The sequence below is a fragment of the Actinomadura sp. NPDC047616 genome (assembly GCF_040642915.1).
Lineage (GTDB): Bacteria > Actinomycetota > Actinomycetes > Streptosporangiales > Streptosporangiaceae > Spirillospora > Spirillospora miaoliensis.
In genome coordinates this window covers 65,533-88,898 of record NZ_JBEYTB010000016.1, presented here as the reverse complement: position 1 = coordinate 88,898, position 23,366 = coordinate 65,533, and the positions used below count along the sequence as shown (strand labels likewise).

At 72.0% G+C, this 23,366-nt stretch carries 23 protein-coding genes; 14 read left to right on the top strand and 9 right to left on the bottom strand.

Annotation, left to right across the window (positions count from 1 at the left end):
* Positions 1–22: 22 nt before the first annotated feature.
* On the top strand, positions 23–349 hold the full coding sequence (locus ABZ801_RS31810) for a hypothetical protein (RefSeq protein ID WP_360704910.1): 327 nt from the start codon (positions 23–25) through the stop codon (positions 347–349).
* A gap of 128 nt (positions 350–477) precedes the next feature.
* Positions 478–1,107 (top strand): MBL fold metallo-hydrolase, encoded by a 630-nt coding sequence (locus tag ABZ801_RS31805; protein ID WP_360704908.1) that lies wholly within the window; start codon positions 478–480, stop codon positions 1,105–1,107.
* Between the two features lie 267 nt (positions 1,108–1,374).
* Here the strand turns inward: ABZ801_RS31805 and ABZ801_RS31800 are convergent, their stop codons facing one another.
* Entirely contained in the window at positions 1,375–1,551 is a 177-nt protein-coding gene (locus ABZ801_RS31800; protein ID WP_360705174.1) for a hypothetical protein, read from the bottom strand.
* 90 nt (positions 1,552–1,641) lie between these two features.
* On the opposite strand from ABZ801_RS31800, the gene ABZ801_RS31795 reads away from it, so the two are divergent.
* Positions 1,642–2,025, top strand: a complete 384-nt coding sequence (locus ABZ801_RS31795) for a cupin domain-containing protein (RefSeq protein WP_360704905.1) — start codon at positions 1,642–1,644, stop codon at positions 2,023–2,025.
* Between the two features lie 146 nt (positions 2,026–2,171).
* Here the strand turns inward: ABZ801_RS31795 and ABZ801_RS31790 are convergent, their stop codons facing one another.
* From ABZ801_RS31790 to ABZ801_RS31775, 4 genes are all read right to left on the bottom strand, one after another.
* Complete coding sequence (locus tag ABZ801_RS31790; protein ID WP_360704902.1) at positions 2,172–2,816, bottom strand: hypothetical protein; 645 nt, start codon at positions 2,814–2,816, stop codon at positions 2,172–2,174.
* Between the two features lie 646 nt (positions 2,817–3,462).
* Entirely contained in the window at positions 3,463–3,885 is a 423-nt protein-coding gene (locus ABZ801_RS31785; RefSeq protein ID WP_360704900.1) for a PPOX class F420-dependent oxidoreductase, read from the bottom strand.
* A gap of 337 nt (positions 3,886–4,222) precedes the next feature.
* A complete protein-coding gene (locus tag ABZ801_RS31780) occupies positions 4,223–5,773 on the bottom strand; it encodes an aldo/keto reductase (protein WP_360704897.1) in 1,551 nt (516 codons plus the stop codon).
* A gap of 89 nt (positions 5,774–5,862) precedes the next feature.
* Positions 5,863–6,285: a VOC family protein gene (locus tag ABZ801_RS31775; RefSeq protein WP_360704895.1), complete on the bottom strand. Its 423-nt coding sequence runs from the start codon at positions 6,283–6,285 to the stop codon at positions 5,863–5,865.
* Positions 6,286–6,452: 167 nt separating this feature from the next.
* On the opposite strand from ABZ801_RS31775, the gene ABZ801_RS31770 reads away from it, so the two are divergent.
* Both ABZ801_RS31770 and pgi read left to right on the top strand, forming a co-directional pair.
* Positions 6,453–7,439: a WYL domain-containing protein gene (locus ABZ801_RS31770; protein WP_360704892.1), complete on the top strand. Its 987-nt coding sequence runs from the start codon at positions 6,453–6,455 to the stop codon at positions 7,437–7,439.
* A gap of 274 nt (positions 7,440–7,713) precedes the next feature.
* Complete coding sequence (gene pgi, locus ABZ801_RS31765) at positions 7,714–9,360, top strand: glucose-6-phosphate isomerase (protein ID WP_344944065.1); 1,647 nt, start codon at positions 7,714–7,716, stop codon at positions 9,358–9,360.
* Between the two features lie 65 nt (positions 9,361–9,425).
* On the opposite strand, the gene ABZ801_RS31760 is transcribed toward pgi, so the two are convergent.
* Together ABZ801_RS31760 and ABZ801_RS31755 are read right to left on the bottom strand one after the other, a co-directional pair.
* A complete protein-coding gene (locus ABZ801_RS31760; RefSeq protein WP_344944062.1) occupies positions 9,426–9,677 on the bottom strand; it encodes an EF-hand domain-containing protein in 252 nt (83 codons plus the stop codon).
* Positions 9,678–9,803: 126 nt separating this feature from the next.
* Positions 9,804–10,145 (bottom strand): hypothetical protein, encoded by a 342-nt coding sequence (locus ABZ801_RS31755; protein WP_360704888.1) that lies wholly within the window; start codon positions 10,143–10,145, stop codon positions 9,804–9,806.
* A gap of 138 nt (positions 10,146–10,283) precedes the next feature.
* Here ABZ801_RS31755 and ABZ801_RS31750 point away from each other — a divergent pair, with 138 nt between their 5' ends.
* A complete protein-coding gene (locus ABZ801_RS31750; protein WP_344944056.1) occupies positions 10,284–10,826 on the top strand; it encodes a hypothetical protein in 543 nt (180 codons plus the stop codon).
* 104 nt (positions 10,827–10,930) lie between these two features.
* The gene (locus ABZ801_RS31745; RefSeq protein ID WP_360704886.1) at positions 10,931–12,253 is read left to right on the top strand and encodes a hypothetical protein; all 1,323 of its coding nucleotides are present in this window, start codon (positions 10,931–10,933) and stop codon (positions 12,251–12,253) included.
* Here ABZ801_RS31745 and ABZ801_RS31740 read toward each other — a convergent pair.
* The gene (locus tag ABZ801_RS31740) at positions 12,238–13,179 is read right to left on the bottom strand and encodes an AraC family transcriptional regulator (RefSeq protein WP_360704883.1); all 942 of its coding nucleotides are present in this window, start codon (positions 13,177–13,179) and stop codon (positions 12,238–12,240) included. The genes ABZ801_RS31745 and ABZ801_RS31740 overlap by 16 nt on opposite strands.
* Before the next feature lie 142 nt (positions 13,180–13,321).
* On the opposite strand from ABZ801_RS31740, the gene ABZ801_RS31735 reads away from it, so the two are divergent.
* The 6 genes from ABZ801_RS31735 to ABZ801_RS31710 all read left to right on the top strand — a co-directional run bounded on the left by ABZ801_RS31735 (position 13,322) and on the right by ABZ801_RS31710 (position 19,189).
* The gene (locus ABZ801_RS31735; protein WP_360704880.1) at positions 13,322–14,578 is read left to right on the top strand and encodes an amidohydrolase; all 1,257 of its coding nucleotides are present in this window, start codon (positions 13,322–13,324) and stop codon (positions 14,576–14,578) included.
* Entirely contained in the window at positions 14,575–15,792 is a 1,218-nt protein-coding gene (locus ABZ801_RS31730; RefSeq protein ID WP_360704877.1) for a threonine synthase, read from the top strand. Before ABZ801_RS31735 ends, ABZ801_RS31730 begins: the two co-directional genes overlap by 4 nt.
* 102 nt (positions 15,793–15,894) lie before the next feature.
* Positions 15,895–16,707, top strand: a complete 813-nt coding sequence (locus ABZ801_RS31725; protein WP_360704874.1) for an ABC transporter ATP-binding protein — start codon at positions 15,895–15,897, stop codon at positions 16,705–16,707.
* Positions 16,691–17,566, top strand: coding sequence for an ABC transporter permease (locus tag ABZ801_RS31720; protein WP_360704872.1), 876 nt, complete (start codon positions 16,691–16,693; stop codon positions 17,564–17,566). Before ABZ801_RS31725 ends, ABZ801_RS31720 begins: the two co-directional genes overlap by 17 nt.
* On the top strand, positions 17,563–18,555 hold the full coding sequence (locus ABZ801_RS31715) for an ABC transporter substrate-binding protein (protein WP_360704869.1): 993 nt from the start codon (positions 17,563–17,565) through the stop codon (positions 18,553–18,555). Before ABZ801_RS31720 ends, ABZ801_RS31715 begins: the two co-directional genes overlap by 4 nt.
* 130 nt (positions 18,556–18,685) lie before the next feature.
* A complete protein-coding gene (locus ABZ801_RS31710; protein ID WP_360704866.1) occupies positions 18,686–19,189 on the top strand; it encodes an anthrone oxygenase family protein in 504 nt (167 codons plus the stop codon).
* Here ABZ801_RS31710 and ABZ801_RS31705 read toward each other — a convergent pair.
* Positions 19,165–21,954 (bottom strand): BTAD domain-containing putative transcriptional regulator, encoded by a 2,790-nt coding sequence (locus tag ABZ801_RS31705; protein ID WP_360704863.1) that lies wholly within the window; start codon positions 21,952–21,954, stop codon positions 19,165–19,167. The genes ABZ801_RS31710 and ABZ801_RS31705 overlap by 25 nt on opposite strands.
* A 126-nt stretch (positions 21,955–22,080) precedes the next feature.
* Here ABZ801_RS31705 and nuoH point away from each other — a divergent pair, with 126 nt between their 5' ends.
* Positions 22,081–23,352, top strand: a complete 1,272-nt coding sequence (gene nuoH, locus ABZ801_RS31700) for an NADH-quinone oxidoreductase subunit NuoH (RefSeq protein ID WP_360704861.1) — start codon at positions 22,081–22,083, stop codon at positions 23,350–23,352.
* The last annotated feature ends 14 nt before the right edge of the window (positions 23,353–23,366 follow it).

The window sequence follows — 23,366 nt, the reverse complement described above, 5'->3', positions numbered from 1 at the left end:
ACCGGCGAAACGCTGGGCAGAGGTGGTGATCAAGGCGGCCCGCGAATCCAGCGAGCACGCCGGAAAAACCGAATGGCGTGAGATCGGCGAGGATGGACTTGAGCGGTTCCGCGCCGACGTGGTGAGGCTGTTGCACGATTACATGGTCGGCAACCTCTTCTCGGTGTTCCGGGAGATGTACGCGGTGCGGCGCAGGATCTCGGACGCGTTGGAGCGCCGTATCTGGCCGCGCGATGCGAACGGTGGCGCTTCGCTGCAGCCACGGTGCGGTGGTCGACTGCCTGCGCGACCTTCGCTCTGGAGGCTGACCAAGCCAGCGGCGAATAACGGGCGGCCGCCCCTCACCTGACGATCAACGCGGCGGCGGGCGCCGGTGCGGTGCGGTGGGGCGTCACAGAGGGCACGCGGGTCGTTGATCGCTCTGCTGGTCGCGAACGGCCTTGTCGCCGTGCACGCGCCCGCTGCCAGCATGAGTTCATGGAGATCACGAAATTCGGGCATGCCTGCGTGCGGCTGGAGAAGAACGGGCGGGCGATCGTCATCGACCCGGGGGTCATGACCCCCGAGGCGGACGCGCTGACAGGAGCCGAGGCCGTCCTCATCACGCATGAACACTTCGACCACTTCGATCCCGAACGACTGCAAGACCCGCATCTCACCGTCTACACCTGCCCCGGCGTCGCCCGGCACCTGACCGGCCTCGGTGAGCGGGTGCACGTGGTGCGCGACGGCGACGACTTCTCGGTCGCGGGATTCGACGTGTCGGCGGTCGGCGACAAGCACCACTTCAGCCACCCCGACGCGCCCCCGGTCGACAACGTCGGGTTCCTGGTCGACGGGGAGGTCTTCCATCCGGGCGACGCACTGACCGTGGTCGACGCGCCCACGCTGCTGTTGCCGGGCCAAGCCCCATGGCTGACGGTGCCCGACATGATCGGCTACCTGCGCCAGATGGCGCCGCGCCGGGCGTACGCCGTCCACGACGGACTCCTCAACGAGTGGGGCCTGAAGGTCCTGGACGACGTCCTCGCCATGGAGGCCAAGCGGGCGGGCTCCGACATCCGGCGCCTGAAGCCGGGCGAAAGCGTCGAACTCGTCGGGCTCTGAGGCGACCATGCGTCGGCTCGCCGCGCCGCCGAGGCAGCGCGGCGGCGGCCGAACTCCGAGACCGCATCGAGGCGTTCGTGAACGGCGGCGCTTCGCCGCAGCCACGACGCGATGGTCGACGGCCTGCGGGACGTTCCCTCCGGAGGCTGACCAGGCCACCGGCCGAAAGCCGCTGGGATCCAGGTCTGCCGCTCGGCGCGGTCCAGGCTCGCGTTCCGGGGCCCCTCTTTCGAGTTCGTGTGATCGGTGGGAAGCGGTGTGGGCTGGTCAGGTGAGGGCCAGCAGGCTGACCGCGGCGGCGGCGGTGCCCAGGCACGCGAGCTGGCCGCGGGCGATCCGCTCGCGCAGCACCCCGCGGGCGAGCAGGACCGTCCCGGCCGGGTACAGGGCGACGATCACCGCGACGATCGCCAGGTCACCGCTTCGGGCGGCGAGCAGGAACAGCAGGTTGGCGATCGAGTCCAGGGAAGAGGACGGTCCACAGCGCGGCGTCGTTCTCGGTCATCTGATCACCACCCTCCCGATCGGTCGTCCGTGCCCACCCTGATGCAGGGCCCGCCCGAAGGCCGCACCGTCCGCGTCACCACCGCCGAGGAGATCGCACCGCTGTGGACGGGAGAGCACGGCGGTGAGGCCCGCCTCATGCTGGTCACCACCGGCCCCGCACCCGTCGAGGTATGGCGGTGGCGGCTGCACCCCGGCGAGGAATACCCCAGCCACCCCCACCAGGCGGGTGTCGTGGAGACGATCAGCGTCACCGCCGGACAGATGGCCCTCGTCGTCGACGGCACCGAACACACGGTCACCGCAGGGCAGACCGCCACCTTCGACGGCGACTCACCCCACACCTACCGCGGCTCCGGCGCCGGCCCCTGCGACCTCATCATGACCGTGCACCTCCCGCCCGGCCCCGCCTGACCGCCGTTTCGGACGGAGATGGATCATCCGCAACCCGGATACGGCACCCGTACGGGCTCAGTGGGCCAAGGGCTATGGCATGACCGCCCAGCGTCGCACAAAGGTGAGCTGCCCGGCCGAAAGAGCTGCCTGCGCGCCAACGCCTTTCAGAGTCCGAATGCTCTGGTCACCTGCGCACTGAGATCATCCTCGGTCATCGTGGTGTCGACCTGAATGGTGCGCAATTCGAGGCGCTCGGTTTCTTCCTGAAGGCGCATTGTGAACATGTGGTCGCGTTCGGCGATGTTGCGGTCCGCCTTCGCCGGATCGCTGGTCTTCCAAACGAATCCCTCTCCTGGCTCGGCACGACTCCGGAAGGCGGCCTGACGGAAATCAGGAGTGGGCAGAAGCCAAACGGCCTGCTCAGGAGCGGCGAGGAGAGGTTTCACCAGGTGCGGCAGCAGCCGGAAGCCCTCGACGATGACGCACGGTTCCCGCGGCATGTCCAGGAGATCTTCGACGATCAGATCGAAGCCTTCGCCTCGAAACCAATGGAATGTCTCAAGCATGACTTCGGGGGACCGGTTCACCCATCGCTCGTCCATGTCCATGGTGATGAACCTGTGCAGGAGAGGAGCATTCTCGGGGGTGGTCCGCCTGGCGTGATCCGGCATCATGTCGTCGGTCGCGTAGAGTCGCCAGCCGTGGCGGTCGGCGAGCCGGCGGGCGATCGTCGACTTGCCGGCACCACTCCCGCCGCCGATCCAGTAAACGTGCCGCAGCCGTGCCGCAAGCTCTGCGGAGTCGGCCATCTCTACATACTGTCCGGGCTGCATCCCTCTCCACCAAGGCGGTTCGTCGTTGTCGGCTGTGCTCTGCGGCTCAGGTTGCCGTGTTCGGCGAGTGGCCTGCCACCCGGCAACGGCCGGTGCCGCCAGTACGGCACGAGGTCTTTCTGCTCGCTAGCGCCGATGAGTGTCTGTTGTGGCCTTCGGAACCGCTCGTCTTGCTCGGTTACGCCACATCAGGCAGGCGTGCGCCTTCCGCCCGCCGGTGGTTGTCGCCGTTTGCCGGACCGGGCGTTGGCCTTCCAGGACCACACCGTCCGGCTTCGGGGAGTGCTCTCGGCTGAACGCGCCGACTCTGGCCGACGAACGCGGGTGCTGGGCCGGGCGTGCCCGCGCCTCCACCGTCGCCAGTCCAGTTTGACGTCCTGGCCGCCGCGCGCCATCCGGGTTCTGTCCGAGAAGATCGCCACCGCGCCACAACGGTTGCTCTGGCGCGTGAGCCGAGGGCCTCTGACGTCGCGATCACCTCACGCTCAATGCGGCGGGACGGTAAGGTGACCGGCTCTGCCGGCAGCGGCGGGCCAGGCGACCGGGTGACGGGACGCCCCCGAGGTGCCCCTCCCGGCCTGCCACGCCGCCGCCAGCGGAACCTCATCGACTCGGCGTCAGCTCAACCGCTGACCTGGTCGCTGTCCCGGTGGGCGCCCCAGCCGTGCCAGCGGTCGATCTCGATCCAGGCGTTGAAGCGGGCGCGGTCCCGGACCGGGTACGGCTGGCCGCCATAGTGCCGGGACAACCGGTCGATGCCGGCCAGTCCCTCGTCCTCGCTGATGTCGACGACGCGTCCGATGATGGTGACGTGGGTGTACCAGTCGGACTCGTCCAGCACGGTCAGCGAGACACGAGGGTCGTTGCGCAGATGATCGAGGCGCTTGCGGCCTTCGTCCATGTTGACCAGCACCCGGCCGTCCTCCCAGAGGTACCACGTTGCGGTGGACACCGGCTGCCCATCGGGGCGCAGCGTTGTGATGACCGCCGGATTCGGCTTCTGCAACATGGCCACCGCGGATTCGGGCAGCGGCGGTTTCGACATGATCCCCCCTGGTTCTTTTGAGTGCTCCACCTACCTGGTTCCCATACTGCTATAGCACCTGGGTGACGGCGCGGGGACGCTGCCCGGGAAACGCAGGGGCTTCGCCACCAGCCCGGGACGCATGCGACCCGCACCCAGCCCGCTGATGTGCTGGAGATGGGCGTCCTACGGCAACGTGATGTGCGGCCTCATCCACCTCGTCAGCGACGCGGGTGAGGTCGGCGTTGCGTCAAAACACTGTTCGCCTATGTCGATCAATCGCAGCGGTCAGCGACTGTTCGCATGGTCGTCGGGATGCCGTCGCGGTGTTGTTTCCACTGCGTTGAGATCGGCGAGTTCACCCGTCTCGACCACGTGATGCGACATGGCGGGGCGCCCATCGGCACACCGCTGTCCGCGTTGCGGCACCGGGATCCAGGAACGTGACGGCGATCTCATGATGGACGCCGAGTCGCCACAACCAAGAACAAGGCGACGCGGAACCCCCGCGACGAAGTCCGGTGAATTCGGCGAAATTCTTCACCGGTGCCGAGCGGGGACGACCCGATGACATCGCGAGCAGGGTTGGTGCGGCCGCGAAGGCACGCAAACGTTCGACACGCGGATCCGGATGCGAGCTGGGCCGGCGGTGGTGAGTTCCTGGGTGAGTTCGCTGATGGCCCGGGGGTGCTTGGGCTTCGGCGCGGCGGGAGCGTCGCCGCCGTGCGGCAGGTGACCAGGCCTTACCACCGGCGCCGCCACTCTGTACGCGGCGCTTAGCCGCTGCCCGAACGGCGGCGGCGCTCACCAGCGCGGCGCACAGGCAGCACAGGCGGCGTAGCCGCGCCGGCTGGCGGTGTGCGCGCTGGACGCCCCGGCCGAGCAGCACGTGCACATGCCTGCTGGAGCTCGTCCCGCTGATGCAGCATCGACAGGCCGTGCCACCCCTTCCTGGACTGACGTGGTGGCGTGCTTGAGCAGGTGCTGGCGGGCCAGGGTGGTGCGCGACATCGTCATCGAGCATGCGGGTGGCGCCGCTGAGCAGGTCGTCCAGTTGCTCCTCCGTACGCGGTCCGATGATCGCGGACGTGACGTCCGGGTGGCTGGTGGCGAAGGCCATGGCCAGGTGGGTGAGGGACATGCCGGCGTCCGCGGCGACGGGCAGGAGCCGCTCGACGGCGTTCAGCTTGCTCTCGTCGGTGAGATGCCGGGGGACCCACCGCATGCGCGCGTTGTTCCGCGGCGCGGCGCCCTTGCGGTAGCGGCCGGTGAGCAGGCCCATGGCCAGAGGGCTCCACACGAGGACGCCCATGCCGTAGCGGCGGCAGGTCGGCAGGACCTCGCGCTCGATGCCGCGGTTGAGGATCGAGTAGGTGGGCTGCTCGGTGCGCAGCCGGTGGAGGGCGCGTTCCCGCGACACCCACTGCGCCTCGACGATCTGTGCGGCCGGCAGGTTGGAGGAGCCGATCGCGCGGACCTTCCCGGCACGTACCAGGTCGGTGAGGGCGGAGAGCGTCTCCTCGATGTCCGTGTGCGGGTCGGGATGGTGGAGCTGGTAAAGGTCGAGGTAGTCGGTCCGCAGCCGCCGCAGCGAGCCCTCGACCGCCGTCATGATCCACCGGCGCGAGCCGCCGCTGCGGTTGGGGCCATCGCCCATCGGTCCACTGAACTTGGTGGCCAGCACCACCTCGTCGCGCCGCCCCTTGAGAGCCCTGCCGACGATCTCCTCGGTCTCGCTGTAGCCGTACACGTCGGCGGTGTCCACGAAGTTGATGCCCGCGTCCAAGGCGCGGTGGACCATGCGCGTGCACTCGTCGCGGTCCTGGTTGCCGTTCCTGCCGAACATCATGGTGCCCAGGCAGTAGGCGCTGACCTCGATGCCGGTACGCCCGAGCTGCCGCATTCGCATGGTGCCCCTTCTTCCTTTCTCTGGTTCGCTCCTCCTGGGCCGCCGCGCGGCGGCCCGGGAGGAGTGCGTGTTCACCGGCCGGATGTGGATCAGCCGTTGTACGGGGCCGCCACGTCCAGGACCCAGGTCACGCCGAAGCGGTCGGTGAGCATGCCGTACAGCGGTGCCCACTGCGACGGTTCCAGGGGCTGCACCACTGTCGAGCCCTCCGCCAGCTTCTGCCACAGGACGCTGATCTCGTCCTCGTCGTCACCGCGCACGGAGACGAAGAACGGGTTGCTGCCCTGGTCCCAGGGCAGTTGGGACGGCACGTCGTAGGCCATGACGTGGAAGCCGTTGTCACCGGCCACCTCGCCCCACACCACCCAGTCCGCCTCGTTCTCGTTCTGTGTGCTCCCCAAGTCCTTGTACGTGACGGCGGTGACGCGCCCGCCGAAGACGGAGTGGTAGTAGTCCAGCGCCGCTCGTGCGTCTCCCCGGAAGTTCAGGTGGGTGGTGGTCGTGACGGACATGGCCTTCTCCTTGTTCGCGATTCGGCGAGGCGCACCGCCGTGGCGACGAAACCTCGCGGGCAGCGACCTCGTGGCCAGGGGGCTGTGCCTCTCTGGCGGATCGTGACACCCACCCTCGCACCGGTAGCGGACAGGTTGTGTCCTGTAATGCGGGCAGAATGGCGGACGTGCAGAAGACGTCCTCGCGGCTGCTGTCACTGCTGTCGCTGCTTCAGACGCATCGCGACTGGTCTGGTGACGACCTTGCCCAGCGCCTCGGCGTCACCCCGCGCACGGTACGCCGCGACATCGACCGTCTACGGGAACTGGGCTACCCCATCCTCGCCTTCAAGGGACCCTCCGGCGGCTACCGCCTGGCGGCCGGCTCCCAACTGCCCCCGCTGCTGTTCGACGACGGCCAGGCCGTCGCCCTGGCCCTCGCCCTGCAGTCCGCGGCCGCCGACAGCACGATCGGCGAAGACGCCGCACGGGCCCTGGCCACCATCCGCCAGGTCATGCCGCCGCGTCTGCGTCAGCGCATCGACCTGCTGCAGATCACCGCCGTTCGGCCACCCGAGAGCGGCGAATCCTCCGCGGTCGGCACACCGCTCCTCGTGGAGTTGAGCCGCGTCGTCCACGCCCGTGAGGAACTGCGCTTCGACTACGGGCACGACGCCACCGGCCCCGTCGGTCCGCCTCGGCGGACACAGCCCCATCACCTCCTCACCTGGCGCGGCCACTGGTACCTGATCGCCTGGGACCTGGACCGCGACGACTGGCGCGTTTTCCGTGTCGACCGCATACGCCCCCGCACCCCGACCGGGCCTCGCTTCACCCCACGCGACCTGCCCGGCGAGGACGTCGCCGCGTTCATCATCGGCCGGTTCCGGGGAACCGACGGCTCCGCCTCCGACTGGCCCTGCCGTGGCGAGGTCGTCCTCGACCTCCCTGCCCAGGCCGTGGCCCCCTTCGCACAGGACGGAATCGTCGAAGAACTCGGCCCCGACCGCTGCCGTCTCTCCCTCGGCTCCTGGTCGTGGACCGGCCTCGCCGCCGCCATCGGCCGCTTCGACACCGATGTCCACGTCATCGGCCCACCAGAACTGACCAGCGCGTTCGCCCAACTCGCCGCGCGCTACGCCAAGGCCGCGGCCACATCCCCATCCGCTCCGTGACCCGCTGTCGTCTCGCCATATGCACGGTTCCCGCGGACGCGCGCGGCCGACGGGTGCGGCGTGCCGGAGCGGGGAGGGCGGTCCGGCGGGGCGTCACGCTGCGATCCTCGCCACAGTCGTCAGGGCCTGGGGAGATTGGTGGGGGTGGGGTGGGTAGGGGAGAGCTTCGGTGGAGGGACGGGCGGTCAACCTATGATCGCCATGTCAGGTGGGGCCGGCGTCCGGGGGCGTGCCGACGCCCCGCCCGGCGTTGCCGATGAGATGAGTGGGAGCGATGGCTGATATCACCGAGACGGCCGAGTGGCGGGAGCTGGCCGAGCACCATACCGCGCTGGCCGGACGGCATCTGCGGGAGCTGTTCGCGGAGGATCCCGGGCGCGCGACCCGCATGACGGTGACCGCGGGGGACCTTCACCTCGACTACTCCAAGCACCGTGCCACCGACGAGACGATCCGCCTGCTGGTGGCGCTCGCCGAACGGGCCGGGCTGCGCGAGCGCATCGAGGCGATGTTCACCGGCGAGCACATCAACGTCAGCGAGGACCGCGCCGTCCTGCACACCGCGCTGCGGCTGCCGCGCGACGCGAGCCTGACCGTGGACGGGCAGGACGTGGTGGCCGACGTGCACGCCGTGCTGGACCGCATGGCCGACTTCGCCGAGCGGGTCCGCTCCGGCAAGTGGACGGGCTTCACCGGCAAGTCGATCACGCATGTCGTCAACATCGGCATCGGCGGTTCCGACCTCGGGCCCGCCATGGCCTACGAGGCGCTGCGCGACTTCGCCGACGCGGGCATCGCCTGCCGGTTCGTGTCCAACGTGGACCCGGCCGACGTCGCCGGGACGCTGGCCGATCTCGACCCCGAACGCACGCTGTTCGTGGTCAGCTCCAAGACGTTCGGCACGCTGGAGACGCTGACCAACGCGCGCGCCGCCCGCCGCTGGCTGGTGGAGCGGCTCGGCTCCGACGACGCGGTGTCGCGGCACTTCGTCGCGGTGTCCACCAACGCGGGACGGGTCGCCGAGTTCGGCATCGACACCGCCAACATGTTCGGGTTCTGGGACTGGGTCGGCGGCCGCTACTCGATGGACTCGGCGATCGGCCTGTCCCTGATGATCGCCGTCGGGCCGGACCGGTTCCGCGAGATGCTCGCCGGGTTCCACGCCGTCGACGAGCACTTCCGCACCGCCCCGTTCGAGGCGAACATGCCGGTGCTGATGGCGCTGCTCGGCGTGTGGTACACCGACTTCTTCGGCGCGCAGACCCGGGCCGTGCTGCCCTACAGCCAGCGGCTGGCGCGCTTCCCGGCGTACCTGCAGCAGCTCACGATGGAGTCCAACGGCAAGTCGGTGCGCGCCGACGGCGCCCCGGTCGTGGCGCAGACCGGCGAGATCTTCTGGGGGGAGCCCGGCACCAACGGGCAGCACGCCTTCTACCAGCTGCTGCACCAGGGCACCCGGCTGGTCCCGTCCGACTTCATCGGGTTCGCCGAGCCGCACGAGGACGTCCCGGCCGACGACGGCGTGGGCATGCACGACCTGCTGGTGGCCAACATGCTGGCGCAGACCTCCGCGCTGGCGTTCGGGAAGACCGCCGAGGAGATCGCCGCCGAGGGCACGCCCGCCGCGATCGTGCCGCACAAGGTCATGCCGGGCAACCGGCCCACCAACACGATCTTCGCGCCCCGGCTCACCCCGTCCACGCTGGGGCAGCTCATCGCGCTCTACGAGCACATCGTGTTCGTGGAGGGGACGATCTGGGGGATCGACTCCTTCGACCAGTGGGGCGTGGAGCTGGGCAAGGTGATGGCGAACGAGCTGACGCCCGCGCTGACCTCCGCCGAGCCGCCGCAGGCCGCCCCGGACGCGTCCACCGCCGAACTGGTGCGCCTGTACCGGCGCATGCGCGGCCGGGCCGTCTGAACCCGGCCGGCCGAGCCAGAGGGCCGGGCCGCGCGGTGGTCACCCGCGCGGCCCGCGCCGGCGGCTCAGCTCTGCACCGACCTCCGCAGGACCCAGCCACGGGTCTCGAGCAGGTCGCGGAACTCGGGGTAGGAGATGAAGCCGTCGCGGTTGGTGTCGGCCGTTTCGAACCTGTCCTGGACCTCGGCCCGCGTCCACGACAGCCCCAGGCTGTCGAGACAGACGCCGAACTCCATCAGGTCGAGCCTGTCGTCACCGCCGAGGTCCGCCCGTGTGAACACGTCGTGCAGGTCTACCTCGGTCGGCTTGGCGGTCATCTCGCTCCTCGTCGTCGGGTCCGATGTGCCCCGCATGATCTCACAGCGGCGGGGCGGGTTACGGGGTGAAACGCCGCCGGGCCGCGACCGGTTCCCACGGCCGCGGCGGCGCCGGTCGAGATTTCGTCAGGATTCGTCCGGCGGACGCACCTGGCGTTCGTCCGGCGGCACGGAAGGTCCCTCCATCGGGCCGTGCTGACCGCTGGTCGGGCGCTGCTTGACGGGCTCGGGACGGAACTCGAACGCCAGGTCCCCGCCGTCGAAACCGCCCTCGTCCGAACCGCGGCCGCCGCGCCCGGGCGCGGTGTCCTCGTCGTCCTCATGCCGGTCGCGGTGTTCGGCGGGACGCTCCATGTCGTCGGCGGGCAGCGACGCCCCGACGCCCTCGGCGCGTTCGGCCGGGTTCTCCTCACTGGCAGGGGAGGACGCCTCCGTCGGCGACCCCGCGCTGCCGGGCACGTCGTCCATGCGCCGGCCCCGCGGACGGCGAGGCCCGGGGGCCGGCGACTCCTCGTTCATCTCGCTCATGTGCCGTGACGTGCCCGTTCAGCCCGTCCCCATGCGACGAAAGCCGTGTGACGGTGCAGACGCCTAGGATTGGGAGATATGCGGCGATCGAGCAGCACGATGGTCGTGGTGGCGGGGGAGGAGGCCCGGCGCGTGGTGGCCGGGCTCGGCGGGCTGCACAACGTGCGGGCCGTGACCCGGGACGACCGCGATCCCGAGGAGTTCGCCGACCTGGTCAGGCGGGGCGAGACGACCTACGTCGTGCACGACGCCGACCCGCTGGCCGGGGTCGGCGACGCGTGGGTGGAGTTCTTCGACGGCGTCTCGGCGACCGGGCGGCTGGAGGTCGCCATCGAGGAGGCGCTGGGCGCGCTGCGCGCCGGCCGCCTGGAACTTCCCGACTACTACGTCGTCCTCGACCCCGAGGACATGCCCGCCACACGCCGCCACTGGTGGCTCGGCGTGCTCGCCGGGGCCGCGCCCAGCCGCGTGGTGCCCGCGCCCGCGTCCGCCGCCCGGGTCGCCGACGCGCTCGGCCACCTGGCCGCCGGACGCTGGTGGCCCGAGGACGTGGCGGGCTGGCTGCGCGGCCTGCCCCGCGTCGTGCCCGACCAGGCGGGGCTGTCCGGCAGCCCTGCATAGCGATTACGGCGACATTTGCCGTTGTATCCCGCAGAACGCCGTTCTAGCGTCACGGGCCTGGCGACACGTGCCCAAAGTGGCCGGACGGGCGGGAGGGGACGGCGATGAAGGCGGTCCTGCGGAGGACGGCGGCGATCACGCTGCCGCTGATGGTGACGGCGACGATGGCGCAACCGGCGACCGCTGAGGGGCCGGTGGCGCGGGACGGGTGGCGGCTGGTCGCGGCCGAGGGGTTCAACCGTCCCCTCGACGACCGGAAAGCGGCCTGGTTCCGCGACGACGACGGCCCCGGCAGCCCCTACGACGTCGACGAGTACGACAACGACGGCGCGTTCTTCGACGCCGTGGGCGGCCCCGCGTTCCGCGAGCAGCTGGCCAAGGTCCGCACCTACCGCAAGTCGTTCGCGTTCGGCACGCGCGGCTGGCTCACCGCCGAACTGGCGGGCCGCGACGACGACGGCGACGGACGCCCCGACGGCGCACCCACCCTCACCGCGCGCGACGGCGTGGCGCACATGGGCGAGCCCAACCACAAGGGCGGCGTCGTCATCCGCTCGTCCCGCGCCCTGCCCGCCGAGTACCGGGTGGAGATGACGCTGCGCGGCCTGGACTTCGGCGGGCAGCGCGGCGGCTCCTGGGACTATCCCGACGGCCGCATCAACGGGTACTCGCCCGACGGCTGCAAGACGAACTTCCCCTGGGCGTCGGGCGGCGACTTCTCCCGGCCCGAATGCTCGTGGCTGGACGTGCGCAGCGACGCCAACGGTTTCTACTACCTGGGCATCATGGACTACGACCGCCCGGCGCCGCACAACAACATCTTCATCCACGTCCACCGCAAGGTGGCGATGGACTCCTACAACCGCTACAAGTACACCGGGTCCGGGCTGCGCTACTGCAACCCCGCCACGGGCCAGTACGAGCCGTACCCGGCGGGCACCGGCAACGGCGTCAACGCCATCTTCATGACCGACGACCGCCGCTACACCAACCAGCCCGGCACCGAGTACCTCATGCACAGCGAGTGCGGGTTCGCCAAGGGCGGCGCCATCGTCTCCCAGGTGGACCTGCGGCCCGAACTGCTGCCGGACGAGAGCTACCGCTTCGCCATCGAACGGCGCGACGGCGCGTACACCATGGAGATGTCGGGAGTGTTCGCCCGCGTCGGCCGGGCCACGTTCCGCTACACGCGCGCGTTCGTGCAGGACGGCGAGCCGATCTGGCACTACAACCAGCGGCCCGAGGAGTACGACGGCCGCTTCGACGGCGAATGGACCTGGCCCGGCCCGGGCGGCACGCACGTCGACCGCGACACCTGGCCCGCCGGGTCGGCCTACCCCGACCACTTCATCATCGGCGACCCGCACATGAACTTCTACGAGGGCAGCGCGCAGGTCGACGACGTCCGCCTCTACGTCCCCAGGTGATCGGCTGAGCGGGCGCGGAACTCCTGCGGGCTGACGCCGCGTTCGCGCTTGAACGCGGCGCTCAGCGCGAACGCGGTGCCGTAGCCGACGCGGCGGGCGATCGCCTCGACCGTCGCGTCGGTGTCGCGCAGCAGGTCGGCGGCGCCGGCCAGCCGCAGCCCGGTCAGGTACGCCATGGGCGGCTCGCCGACCAGCCGGGTGAACCGTCCCGCCAGCGCCGCCCGCGACACCCCCACCTTCGCGGCCAGCGCGGCCACCGTCCACGGGTGCGCGGGGTCGTCGTGCAGCAGCCGCAGCGCGGGCCCCACCACGGGGTCGCCGTGCGCCCGGTACCAGCCCGGCGCCTCGGCGCCGGGACGGGCGAACCAGCCGCGCAGCACCGCGATGACCAGCAGGTCCAGCAGCCGGTCCAGGACGACCTCCTGGCCGGGCGCGTCCCTGGCGATCTCCTCGCCGAGCAGCGGCACCAGCGCGCCGCCCTCGGGCCACACCAGCAGCGGCGGCAGCGCGGCCAGCAGCCGCCCGGTGATCTCGCCGCGCATCTGGTACGTCCCGATCAGCATGGACGTGGCGCCGTCCGCGCTGTTGCCCCACGTGCGCACGCCCAGCGCCATCGTCTCGCGCAGAGGCTCCCCGTACAGGGTCGTGCACCGCCCGCCGGGATGGATGATCACCTGCGGCGGGGTGGCGGGATCGTCGGCCACCACGTACGGGTCGGGGCCGCGGGCGATCACCACGTCGCCGGGGCCCGCCCGCAGGGGCCGCCGGTCGTCGGACGCGATCCACGCCTCGCCCCGCACCACCGCCACCGCGCACAGCGGCGCCCGGTCCTCAACGCGCATCGACCACGGCGGGTCCAGCACGGCCCGCAGCATGAAGGCCCCCTTGGCCCGGGGGCCGTCGAGCAGGTCGGTGAGCGCGTCCATGCGGGCAAGCGTAGACGCCGGAGAACAAGGTCTCGGCCAGGCGAAGAACTCGTCGCCCGCGGGGGCCGCCGATGCGAACGGCACCGGAGAGATCATATGCTTTTCCGGTATGAATGGTGGGATAGCAGTCGGGGGGCGGGACGTGGTCGGTCTGCGGCGCCTCTTCCACGCGCATCCGGAGACCGCGTTCACCGAGTTCTGGACGTCGGTCACGATCGCGGCGGAGCTCCGCCGGCTGGGATACCGGGTGCTCACCGGCGCGGACGCCATCGACCTGTCCGGCGTCCCGGCGTTGCCCGGCCCGCGGGAGCTCGCGCGTGCGGTGGAGCGGGCGCGGGCGTGGGGAGCGGACGACGATGAGCTGCGGGTCGTGCGCGAGGGGCACACCGCGGTGGTCGCCGAGCTCGACGGCGGTGTCCCCGGTCCGGTGACCGCCGTACGGGTCGACATCGACGCGCTGCCCTTGGCGGAGTCCGCCGAGCCCCGCCACGCGCCGGCACGGGAGGGGTTCGCCTCACGCGACCCCGAGGTCATGCACGCCTGCGGCCACGACGGGCACATCGCGGTGGGCCTCGAACTGGCGCGGCGGTTGGCGACGGGCGGTTTCCCCGGGCGGGTCCGGTTGCTGTTCCAGCCCGCCGAGGAGGGCGGGCGGGGAGCCCGCGCGATGCTCGGCGCGGGCGCCGTCGCGGGAGTCGACCGCCTGTACGCGTTGCACCTCGGACTCGGGCTGCCGGCCGGCGAGGTCGCCGCGGGCACCTCCGGCTTCTTCGCCAACGCCAAGCTGCGGGTGGCCTTCGCCGGACGTCAGGCCCACGCCGCGCACGCTCCCGAGGAGGGGCGCAACGCCCTGCTCGCCGCCGCCCAGGCGGCATTGGGCCTGCACGCGCTGCCCCGGTTCGCCGCCGCCGACACGCGGGTGAACGTCGGGATGCTGCGCGCCGGGACGGCCCCCAACATCGTCGCGGCCGACGCCGAACTGCTGCTGGAACTGCGGGCCACCGCCGGGGACGTCTGCGACGAGCTGGAACGCCGAGCCCGCGCCGTGCTGACGGCCGCGGGTGCCGCTCACGAGGTCGGTGTGCGGATCGAGCGGATCGGCGCCGCCACGACGGCGGCCTGCGACCCGGCCGCGGTGCGCGCGATCGCCGCGGCGGCCCGTTCGCTGCCCGCGGTCACGCGCGTCCACACCGATCACCGGTTCGGTGCCAGCGACGACGCCACGTTCCTGATGCGGGCGGTCCAGGAACAGGGCGGCCGCGCGACGTTCCTGGTGGCCGGGGCCTCCAGTCCCGCGCCGCACCACAGCCCCGCCTTCGACATCGACGAGGCGTGCCTCGGCATCGCCGCCGACATATTGGAGCGTGCCATCCGCGCGCCGGAGAAGGAGAGCCCGTGAGCTTCAGTCAGCTGTCCCATCTGGAGTGCGGGCGGTGCGGCGCGGACCACGCCGCCGACCGGCCGCAGAACCTGTGCCGGACGTGCGGATCGCCGCTGCTCGCCCGGTACGACCTGGCCGCGGTCCGGGCGGCGGTGCGTCCGGCGGATCTCGCCCGCCGGCCGCCCGACCTGTGGCGGTACCACGAGCTGCTGCCCGTCGGCCGCGCCGACGCGGTGGTGACGCTCGGCGAGGGCATGACGCCGTTGCTGCCGATGCCCCGCTACGGCGAGCGCATCGGCCTGCCGGGTCTGCTGATGAAGGACGAGGGACTGGTCCCCACCGGTTCGTTCAAGGCCAGGGGCGCCGCCGTCGGTGTCTCGCGCGCGGCCGAGCTCGGCATCAAGCGGCTGGCGATGCCCACCAACGGCAACGCCGGCGCCGCCTGGTCGGTGTACGGGGCCCGCGCCGGCCTGACCACCACCGTCGTCATGCCGGCCGACGCACCGCGGATCACCCGGCGCGAATGCGTGGCCGCGGGGGCGGACCTGCACGTGGTGGACGGCCTGATCAGCGACGCCGGGCGGATGGTCGGCGAGCTGGTGGCGCGCGAGCAGGGGGAGGTCTTCGACGCCTCGACCCTCAAGGAGCCGTACCGCATCGAGGGCAAGAAGACCATGGGCCTGGAGATCGTCGAGCAGCTCGGCTGGCGGCCGCCCGATGTGATCATCTATCCGACCGGCGGCGGCGTGGGCCTGATCGGCATCCACAAGGCGCTGTCCGAGCTGGCGGAGCTGGGGTGGATCACCGGCGCGCCGCCTCGCCTGGTCGCGGTCCAGGCCGCCGGGTGCGCGCCGATCGTGCGCGCGTTCGAGCGCGGCGAACGGGAGAGCGAGTTCTGGTCCGGTGCGCGCACGGTCGCGTTCGGCATCAACGTGCCCCGGCCGCTGGGGGACTTCCTCATCCTGGACGCGCTGGCCGAGACCTCGGGGACCGCGATCAGTGTCACCGACGACGAACTGCTGGCCGATCTGCGCACGGTCGCGGCTCTGGAGGGCGCCTTCGTGTGCCCGGAGGGGGCGGCCGCCTTCACGGCCGCCCGCAAGCTGCGCGAGTCGGGCTGGCTCGCCGAGGACGACCAGGTCGTCGTGCTGAACACCGGCGCGGGGCTGAAGTACCCGCAGACGGTGCCGGTGGACGCCGAGGTCATTCCACCGTCCCCGGAACCGGCCTGACCGGGCGATCGGGGTCCAGCCGGCATGGAGAGGGCCATGGAGGCGGCATGATGATTTCCTATTTTCCCAGTGAGATTAGTTGCTTTTATGGGGAGGAGTGCGGTGGGCGATGACGCGACAGCCGCCGGCGTCCGCGACGACACGGCCTTGCTGCTCGTCGACCGGGTCGCGATCGGCTATCGGCGGCAGGGGCGGTACCTGCCCGCGGTGGGGGAGGCGAGCTTCGAGGTCCGGCGCGGCGAGAAGGTGATGCTGCTCGGCCCCTCCGGCTGCGGGAAGTCCACGATCCTCAAGGCGATCGCCGGATTCCTGCGTCCGTCGGCGGGCCGCATCGTCGTCGACGGCCGGGAGGCACCGGAACCGGGTCCCGACCGCGCCGTCGTGTTCCAGGAGTTCGACCAGTTGTTCCCCTGGCGCACCGTCCTCGGCAACGTCGCCTACCCGTTGCGGGTGACGGGGGTCGACCGCGACCGCGCCAGGCGCAAGGCCGTCGAGCACCTGGAGCTCATGGGACTGCAGGCGGTGCTCGACAGCTACCCGCACCAGCTCTCCGGCGGGATGAAACAACGGGTGGCCATCGCCCGGGCGCTGGCCATCGATCCGCTGATGCTGCTCATGGACGAGCCGTTCGGCGCGCTGGACGCCCAGACCCGGGGACGTCTGCAGCGCGAGCTGGCCGACATCGCGGCGCGCACCCAGGTGACCCTGCTGTTCGTCACCCACAGCATCGACGAGGCGATCCTGCTCGGCGACCGTGTGGTCGTGCTCGCGGGCCGCCCGTCGCACGTCGAGCGCATCGTCGACGTCGGCGACCTGGACCGGCCGGACACCCCCGGCTTCGCCGACGCCCGGCGCACCCTGCGCGCGTTGCTCGCCGAGGAGGGAGAGGACCTCGACCGTGCCTTCATCGACTGACACATCGACCGACGCATCGACCGACACGCCGGCCGGCGCGCGGCCCGCCGGCCCCGACCGCGGCAGCGGGCCCTGGTCGCGCCTGCCGACCTGGTCACGGCGCGCCGTCCTGTTCGCGGCACTGGTCGCGATCTGGCAGGCCTACGCGTCCCTGTCGGGAGTCAGCCGGTTCGTGTTCGCCGGCCCGGCGGACGTGGCGGAGGCGTTCGCACGCGGCTGGGCGAGCGGCGACCTCGCCGTGGCCACCGCGACGACCATGCGGCTGCTGCTGACCGGCATGGGCATCGGCATCGCGCTCACCGTCGTCCTCACCGTGCTGGCGACGACCACCAGGGTCGGCGACGACGTCCTGACCCTGCTGACCTCCATGATCAACCCGCTGCCGTCGGTGGCGATCCTGCCGCTGGCGATCCTGTGGTTCGGGCTGACGGACTCGGCGCTGGTCTTCGTCACTGCGAACGCCGTGCTGTGGCCCATGACCGTCAACGTCAGCATGGGGTTCCGCACGGTCCCCGCCACGGTCACGATGGTCGGCCGCAACCTGGGCCTGCGCGGCTGGCGGCTCACTCGCGACGTCCTGATGCCGGCCGCCCTGCCGCACGCCATCGCCGGACTCAAGACCGGCTGGGCGTTCGGCTGGCGCACGATCATCGCCGCCGAGCTGGTGTTCGGCGTCGCGGGCGCGCACGGCGGTCTCGGTTTCTTCATCAACAACTCCCGTTACTTCGCACGAATCCCGGACGTGTTCGCCGGACTGGTGACGATCGCCGTCATCGGCATCGCCTTCGACCTGGTCTTCGGCTGGATCGAGCGGCGCACGGTGACCCGCTGGGGCATGAAGGAAGGCGCAGCGATATGACCTCGAACATCTACAGCCGCCGCCAGGTCCTGCGTCTCGGCGCCCTCGGCGCGGGCGCCGCGGCGCTGTCGGCCGCGTGCGGCGGCGGGTCGGGCGGATCCGGCAAGGAGATCGGCATCGCGATCGGCAACGGGATCAGCTACGCCGCGTTCACCGTCATCCAGGCCAAGCGGTGGCTCGAACAGGAACTCCCCGGCCGCACGATCAGCTGGAAGGTCATCGCCGGGGGCGGGACCACCCGCGACGCGCTGCTGTCGGGCAAGCTCCAGCTCGGCTCGACCGGTCTCGGCCCGCTGCTCATCGGCTGGGACGCGGGCGTCCCCTGGAAGATCGTCTCCTCCCTGAACGACATGCCGCTCTGGCTGGTGGCCAAGAACCCCCGGTTCAGGAGCCTGCGCGACTTCCGGCAGGGCGACCAGATCGCCGCCGTGCAACCGGGTTCCATCCAGTCGGTCATGTTGCAGAAGGCCGCCCAGCAGCAGCTCGGCGACCCGCACGCGCTGGACAAGAACATCGCCACCATGGCCCATCCCGAGGCGCTCGAGGCGCTGCTCGGCGGGCAGATCGCCGCCGCCTACACCTCGCCGCCGTTCCAGTTCCAGGCCGTGGAACAGGGGGCCCGCAAACTGGTGGACAGCTACGACCTCTTCGGTGCGCACGGCTTCAACGTGATGGCCGCGACGGAGGAGTACGCCGAGAAGAACCCGGACGTCCTCGCCGCGGTGCACAAGACCATCGCCCGCGCCAACGCCTTCATCGCCGAGCAGCCCGCCGAGGCCGCGAAGATCCTCGCCGACGCCGAGAAGGGCAGGATCACCGCCGACCGGTACGAGAAGTACCTGACGCACGAGGGCATCGAGTTCACCACCACCCCGCACGGCCTGGTGAAGATCGCCGCGTTCATGAAGGAGATCGGCGTCATCAAGAAGGTGCCGGCCGACTGGCGTGATCTCGCCTTCGACACCGTCAGGAAGGAGAACGGCTCCTGAGGCCGGTCCCGGCGCGCGTGGACGCGCGCGTATGCCGTCGAGCGTCTCGGCGATGTCGCCGCGCCCGCCGCGCCGGTTGACTCGGTGACGCACGGCGGCGCGGGGCCGCCGGCCAGAGGGGAGCGAGATCGTGAAGACCACCCTGGCGGCCGTGTCGGCGGCCCTGTCGATCCTGATGACCGCCGGGACGGCCGGGACCTTCTTCGGCTTCTCGGTCGGGGTGATGCCCGGGCTGGACGCCGCGCGCGCGTCCGCGGCGATCGACGCGATGCAGGGCGTCAACCAGCGCATCCAGAACCCGGTGTTCCTGGCGGCGTTCCTGCTCGCGCCGGTCGCGGCCGCGGCGGCGGGCGTGCTGCTGCTGACCGCCGGACAGCGCTCGGCCGGCCTGCTCTTCCTGGCGGCCGCCGCCGTCTACGTGCTGGGCGCGCTGTTGCCGACGGTGGTCGTCAACGTGCCGATGAACAACGCCCTGGACGTCACGACGATCCCCTCCGATCCGGCCGAGGCCGCCCGGGTCTGGGCGGACTACTCCGGGCGCTGGACGACCTGGAACACCGTCCGCACCGTGTTCAGCGGCGCCGGTGTCCTGCTGATGGCGCTGGGCTGCTACGCGTGGGGCGCGAACCGCTGACCGCGCCGCGACGACAGGTCGGCCAGCGTGGCGGACGCGGCGGCGTGGCCGTGCCGGTCGCCGAGGGCCAGGAACTGCGCCGCCGCGCGCTCGGCCAGCCCGATCGCCTCGCCGCGCCGTCCCCGCGCCTGCGCGATGCACGCCGACTCCCTGAGCAGCCACGCCGCGCTGCGCCGGTCGTGCAGGTCGTCCAGCAGCCGCATGGCCCGCGTGCACGCCTCGGCCGCGCCGTCCACGTCGCCGAGCGTCAGCGAGCACCGGGACACGCGGCTGAGCGCGGTCGCCTCGAAATGAGGTTCGCGCAGCGTGCGCGCGACCCGCAGCGCGGTGCGGGCGGTGGTGAGCCCGTCCCGGTCGCGTCCCGACGCGGCCAGCGCGTCGGCGCGGGCGGCGAGCGCGATGATCTCGGCGTGATGGTCCTCGCTCGCGCGTGCCAGCCGCAGCGCCCGCGCAGCCAGGGCGGACGGCTCGGGCGCCGTCGCGTCGCCCGGCGCGGGGGCGGTGACGCGCACGAAGGTGAACGTGCTGAGCGCGTAGGTGAGCTCGCGGGTCATGCCGAGCCGTTCGAACGCCTCGGCGCACGCGGCCCACGTCCCGGCCGTCGTCGCGTGCGGCGCGGCGTACAGGCTGAGGATGCCCAGCCCGTACTCCTCCCGCCACATGATCGGTTCGTGGCCCGCGGCGCGGGCGGCGTCGCGCACCGCCTCGCGCAGCCGCCGCAGGGACGCGGCGGCGACCTGCCGGTGCAGCAGCGGCACCACCAGGTCCACCAGCCGTGCCGCCTCCTCCAGCAGCCCGGCCGCGCACGCCTGCTCCACCACCTGCCCCAGCAGCGCGCGGTGCGCGGCCAGCCACACGATCGGGTCGCCGGTCATCGGTGCCTCGCGACGGGGGAGAGGCACGGGGTCGTCGACGGGAAGGTCGTTGGAGGAGCGCGCCCGCGTGTCGCGCGCGGCGGCCGCCGTGCCCGCCAGGGCGCGCACGACCCTGGCGAGCGCGGCGCGGTTGCCGGGTGCGCGCGGGGGGCCGGCCAGCTCGGCGGCGAAGTCGGCGGTCAGTGCGGGCAGGCGGTAGCGGGGCTCGCCGGCCGGGTCCGCTCCGCCGGAGTGCAGCAGGTTCGCGTCGACCAGTGACTCCAGGGCGCGCGGCTCGTCGCCGTCGACCAGCAGCCGCAGCAGCCATCCGGGGACGTCCGCGTTCGCGAGCAGCCCGAGCCGTTCGAACGCCCGGCGGGCCGGGGCGTCCAGCGCGCCGTGCCCGGCGCGCAGCCCGGCCCGCACCTCCAGGCCGCCCAGGGCCAGCTCGTCCAGGCGCCGGCGGTGGTCCTCCAGGCGGCGGGCGAACGCGTCCAGCCGCGTCGAGGGCAGGACCGCCAGCCGGGCACCCGCGATCCGCAGCGCCAGCGGCAGATGCCCGCAGGCCGCGGCGACGCGGCGGGCCGCCCGCGGTTCGGCCGCCACCCGGGCGTCCCCGATCAGGCGGCGCAGCAGCGCGTCCGCCTCGTCCCCCGTGAACGGGCCGAGCCGCACGATCCGGTTGCCCGGCAGGCCCGTCAGCAGGCGCCTGCTGGTCACCAGGACCGCCGACCCGCGCGTACCCGGCAGCAGCGCCTCCACCTGCGCGGCTGCGGCGACGTCGTCCAGCACGAGTAGGACGCGCCGGTCGGCGAGTCGGCCCCGCAGCATCGCCGCCCGTGCCTGCAGCCCGCCGGGCATTTCCGCGGCCGGGACGCCCAGCGCGCGAAGGAGGTCGCCGGCCGCCTCGGCGGCGTCGCGGCCGGTCAGCGAGGCGTAGAGCTGGGCGTCGGGGAAGCGGTCCCGCAGCCGGTGCGCGGCGTGCACGGCCAGGGCGGTCTTGCCGACGCCGCTCTGCCCCGTCACGGTCACCACCGGCACGCCGGGCCCGTCGCCGTCCAGCAGGTCGCCCAGCCGGGCCAGCTCTCCCTCGCGTCCCACGAAGTCAGCGGCGGGGGAGGGCAGCTGGCACAGGCGGCGCCACGCGACGGCGGGCGGCGCCGCGGTGTCGGTGCGTGCGGGCGTGTCGGTGCGGGTGAGGATCGCCTGCCGTGCCCGCTGCAGTTCGTCACCGGGGTCCAGGCCCAGGTCGTCGCGCAAGACGGCCGCCGCCCGGTCGTACACCGCGAGCGCCTCGGCTTGGCGTCCCGACCGGTACAGCGCCCGCATCAGCAGCACGTGCAGCGGTTCGCGATGGGGGTTGGCCGCCGTCAGCGTCCGCAGCCCGGCGACCGCCGTCTCGTGCTGGCCCAGCAGCAGTTCCAGCTCGTAGCGCCGTTCGACCGCCTTCATGCAACGCTCGGTGAGCTGCGGGACGTCCTCGGTGTGCAGTGACGCCGACGCCACGTCCGCCAGGATCGGGCCGCGCCACAGCGACGTCGCGTCCCGCAGCGCCTTCAGCGCGGCCGCCGGATCGCCGTCGCGTCGCGCCCGCTCGGCCCGCGCGGTCAGCTCGTCGAAACGCCGCAGGTCGTCCGGCCCGGCGGTGATGAGGTAGCCGTCGGGCCTGGTGCCGATGACCGTGGGGTCGTCCAGCGCGCGACGCAGCCGCAGCACGTGCACCTGCAGCGTGCCGCGCGCGTCCGACGGCGGGTCGTCGCCCCACAGCCGGTCGATGAGCGTCGTGACGGGGACGAGCCGCCCGGCGCGCAGCAGCAGGCAGGCCAGCACGGTGCGCTGCCGTCCCGAGGTCAGCGGGATCTCCCGGCCGTCGCGCACGACCTGCAGGGGCCCCAGCACCCGGAACTCCATGCGGTTCTTTCTACGCCAGATCCGCCGCGAAAGCAGCCCTTAGGCGACACGTAGGCGGCGAGTAGGCGCCCGCGGGTCTACTGACCCGCCGTCATCGTCGAGCGGAAACCCAGGGGGCGCGCGAATATGGGGGAACTGACCGGCGGGGCGGCACTGGCGGCCGACCCCACACTGAACGACTTCGGCAAGGACCCGTGGTGGCTGGTCGGCGGCAAGGCCGTAGCCGTCTTCGCGCTGCTCCTGCTGACGGTGCTGCTGACGATGTGGGTCGAGCGGCGCGTCATCGGCCGGATGCAGCTGCGCGTCGGGCCGAACCGCGCCGGGCCGTTCGGCCTGCTGCAGGGCCTGGCCGACGCGTTGAAGCTGGCGCTCAAGGAGGACATCGTCCCGCGCCGCGTCGACCGGGTGGTGTTCGTGCTGGCGCCGGTCATCGTGACCGCGCCGGCGTTCGTGGCGTTCTCCGTCATCCCGCTGGGGCCGATGGTGTCGGTCTTCGGCCACCGCACGCCGCTGCAGCTCACCGACCTGCCGGTGGCGGTGCTGCTGGTGCTGGCCACCGCCTCGCTGGGCGTGTACGGCGGGGTGCTGATGGGCTGGTCGTCGATGTCGCCGTACGCGCTGCTGGGCGGGCTGCGCAGCACCGCCCAGGTCATCTCCTACGAGATCGCGATGGCGCTGTCGTTCGTGGCGGTGTTCCTGTTCGCCGGGACGATGTCCACGTCCGAGATCGTGGCGGCGCAGTCGGGCACCTGGTACGTGGTGCTGCTGTTCCCCTCGTTCGCCGTCTACGTGATCACGATGATGGGCGAGTCGGGACGCATTCCCTTCGACCTGCCCGAGGGCGAGGGGGAGATCGTCGGCGGCGTTCACACCGAGTACTCGTCGCTGAAGTTCGCGATGTTCTTCCTCGCCGAGTACGTCAGCCTGACCACGCTGTCGGCGCTGTGCACCACGCTGTTCCTGGGCGGCTGGCGCGCGCCCGCGCCGATCTCCACGGTGTGGGAGGGCGCCAACCAGGGCTGGTGGCCGCTGCTGTGGTTCCTGGTCAAGGTGTGGGGGTTCATCTTCTTCTTCATCTGGCTGCGCGGCACCCTGCCTCGGGTCCGCTACGACCAGCTGATGAAGCTCGGCTGGAAGGTGCTGATGCCGTTCTCCCTGGGGTGGATCCTCGTGGTCGCGACCATCCGGGCGTTCCGCAACGAGGGCTACGACACCGGGCGGATCATGCTGATCACGGCGTTCGCCGCGGGAGCCGTGCTGGTCGTCACGTTCGTGTGGGAGGTGCTGCGGGGCCGCGGGGAGCCGCCGGCGCGCGCCGGCGCCGAACTCGTCCCGCCCGCCGCGGCCGGCTTCCCCGTGCCGCCGCTGGACGCGCCGCACTACCACGGCCGCCGGTGAGCACGACGAGAGCG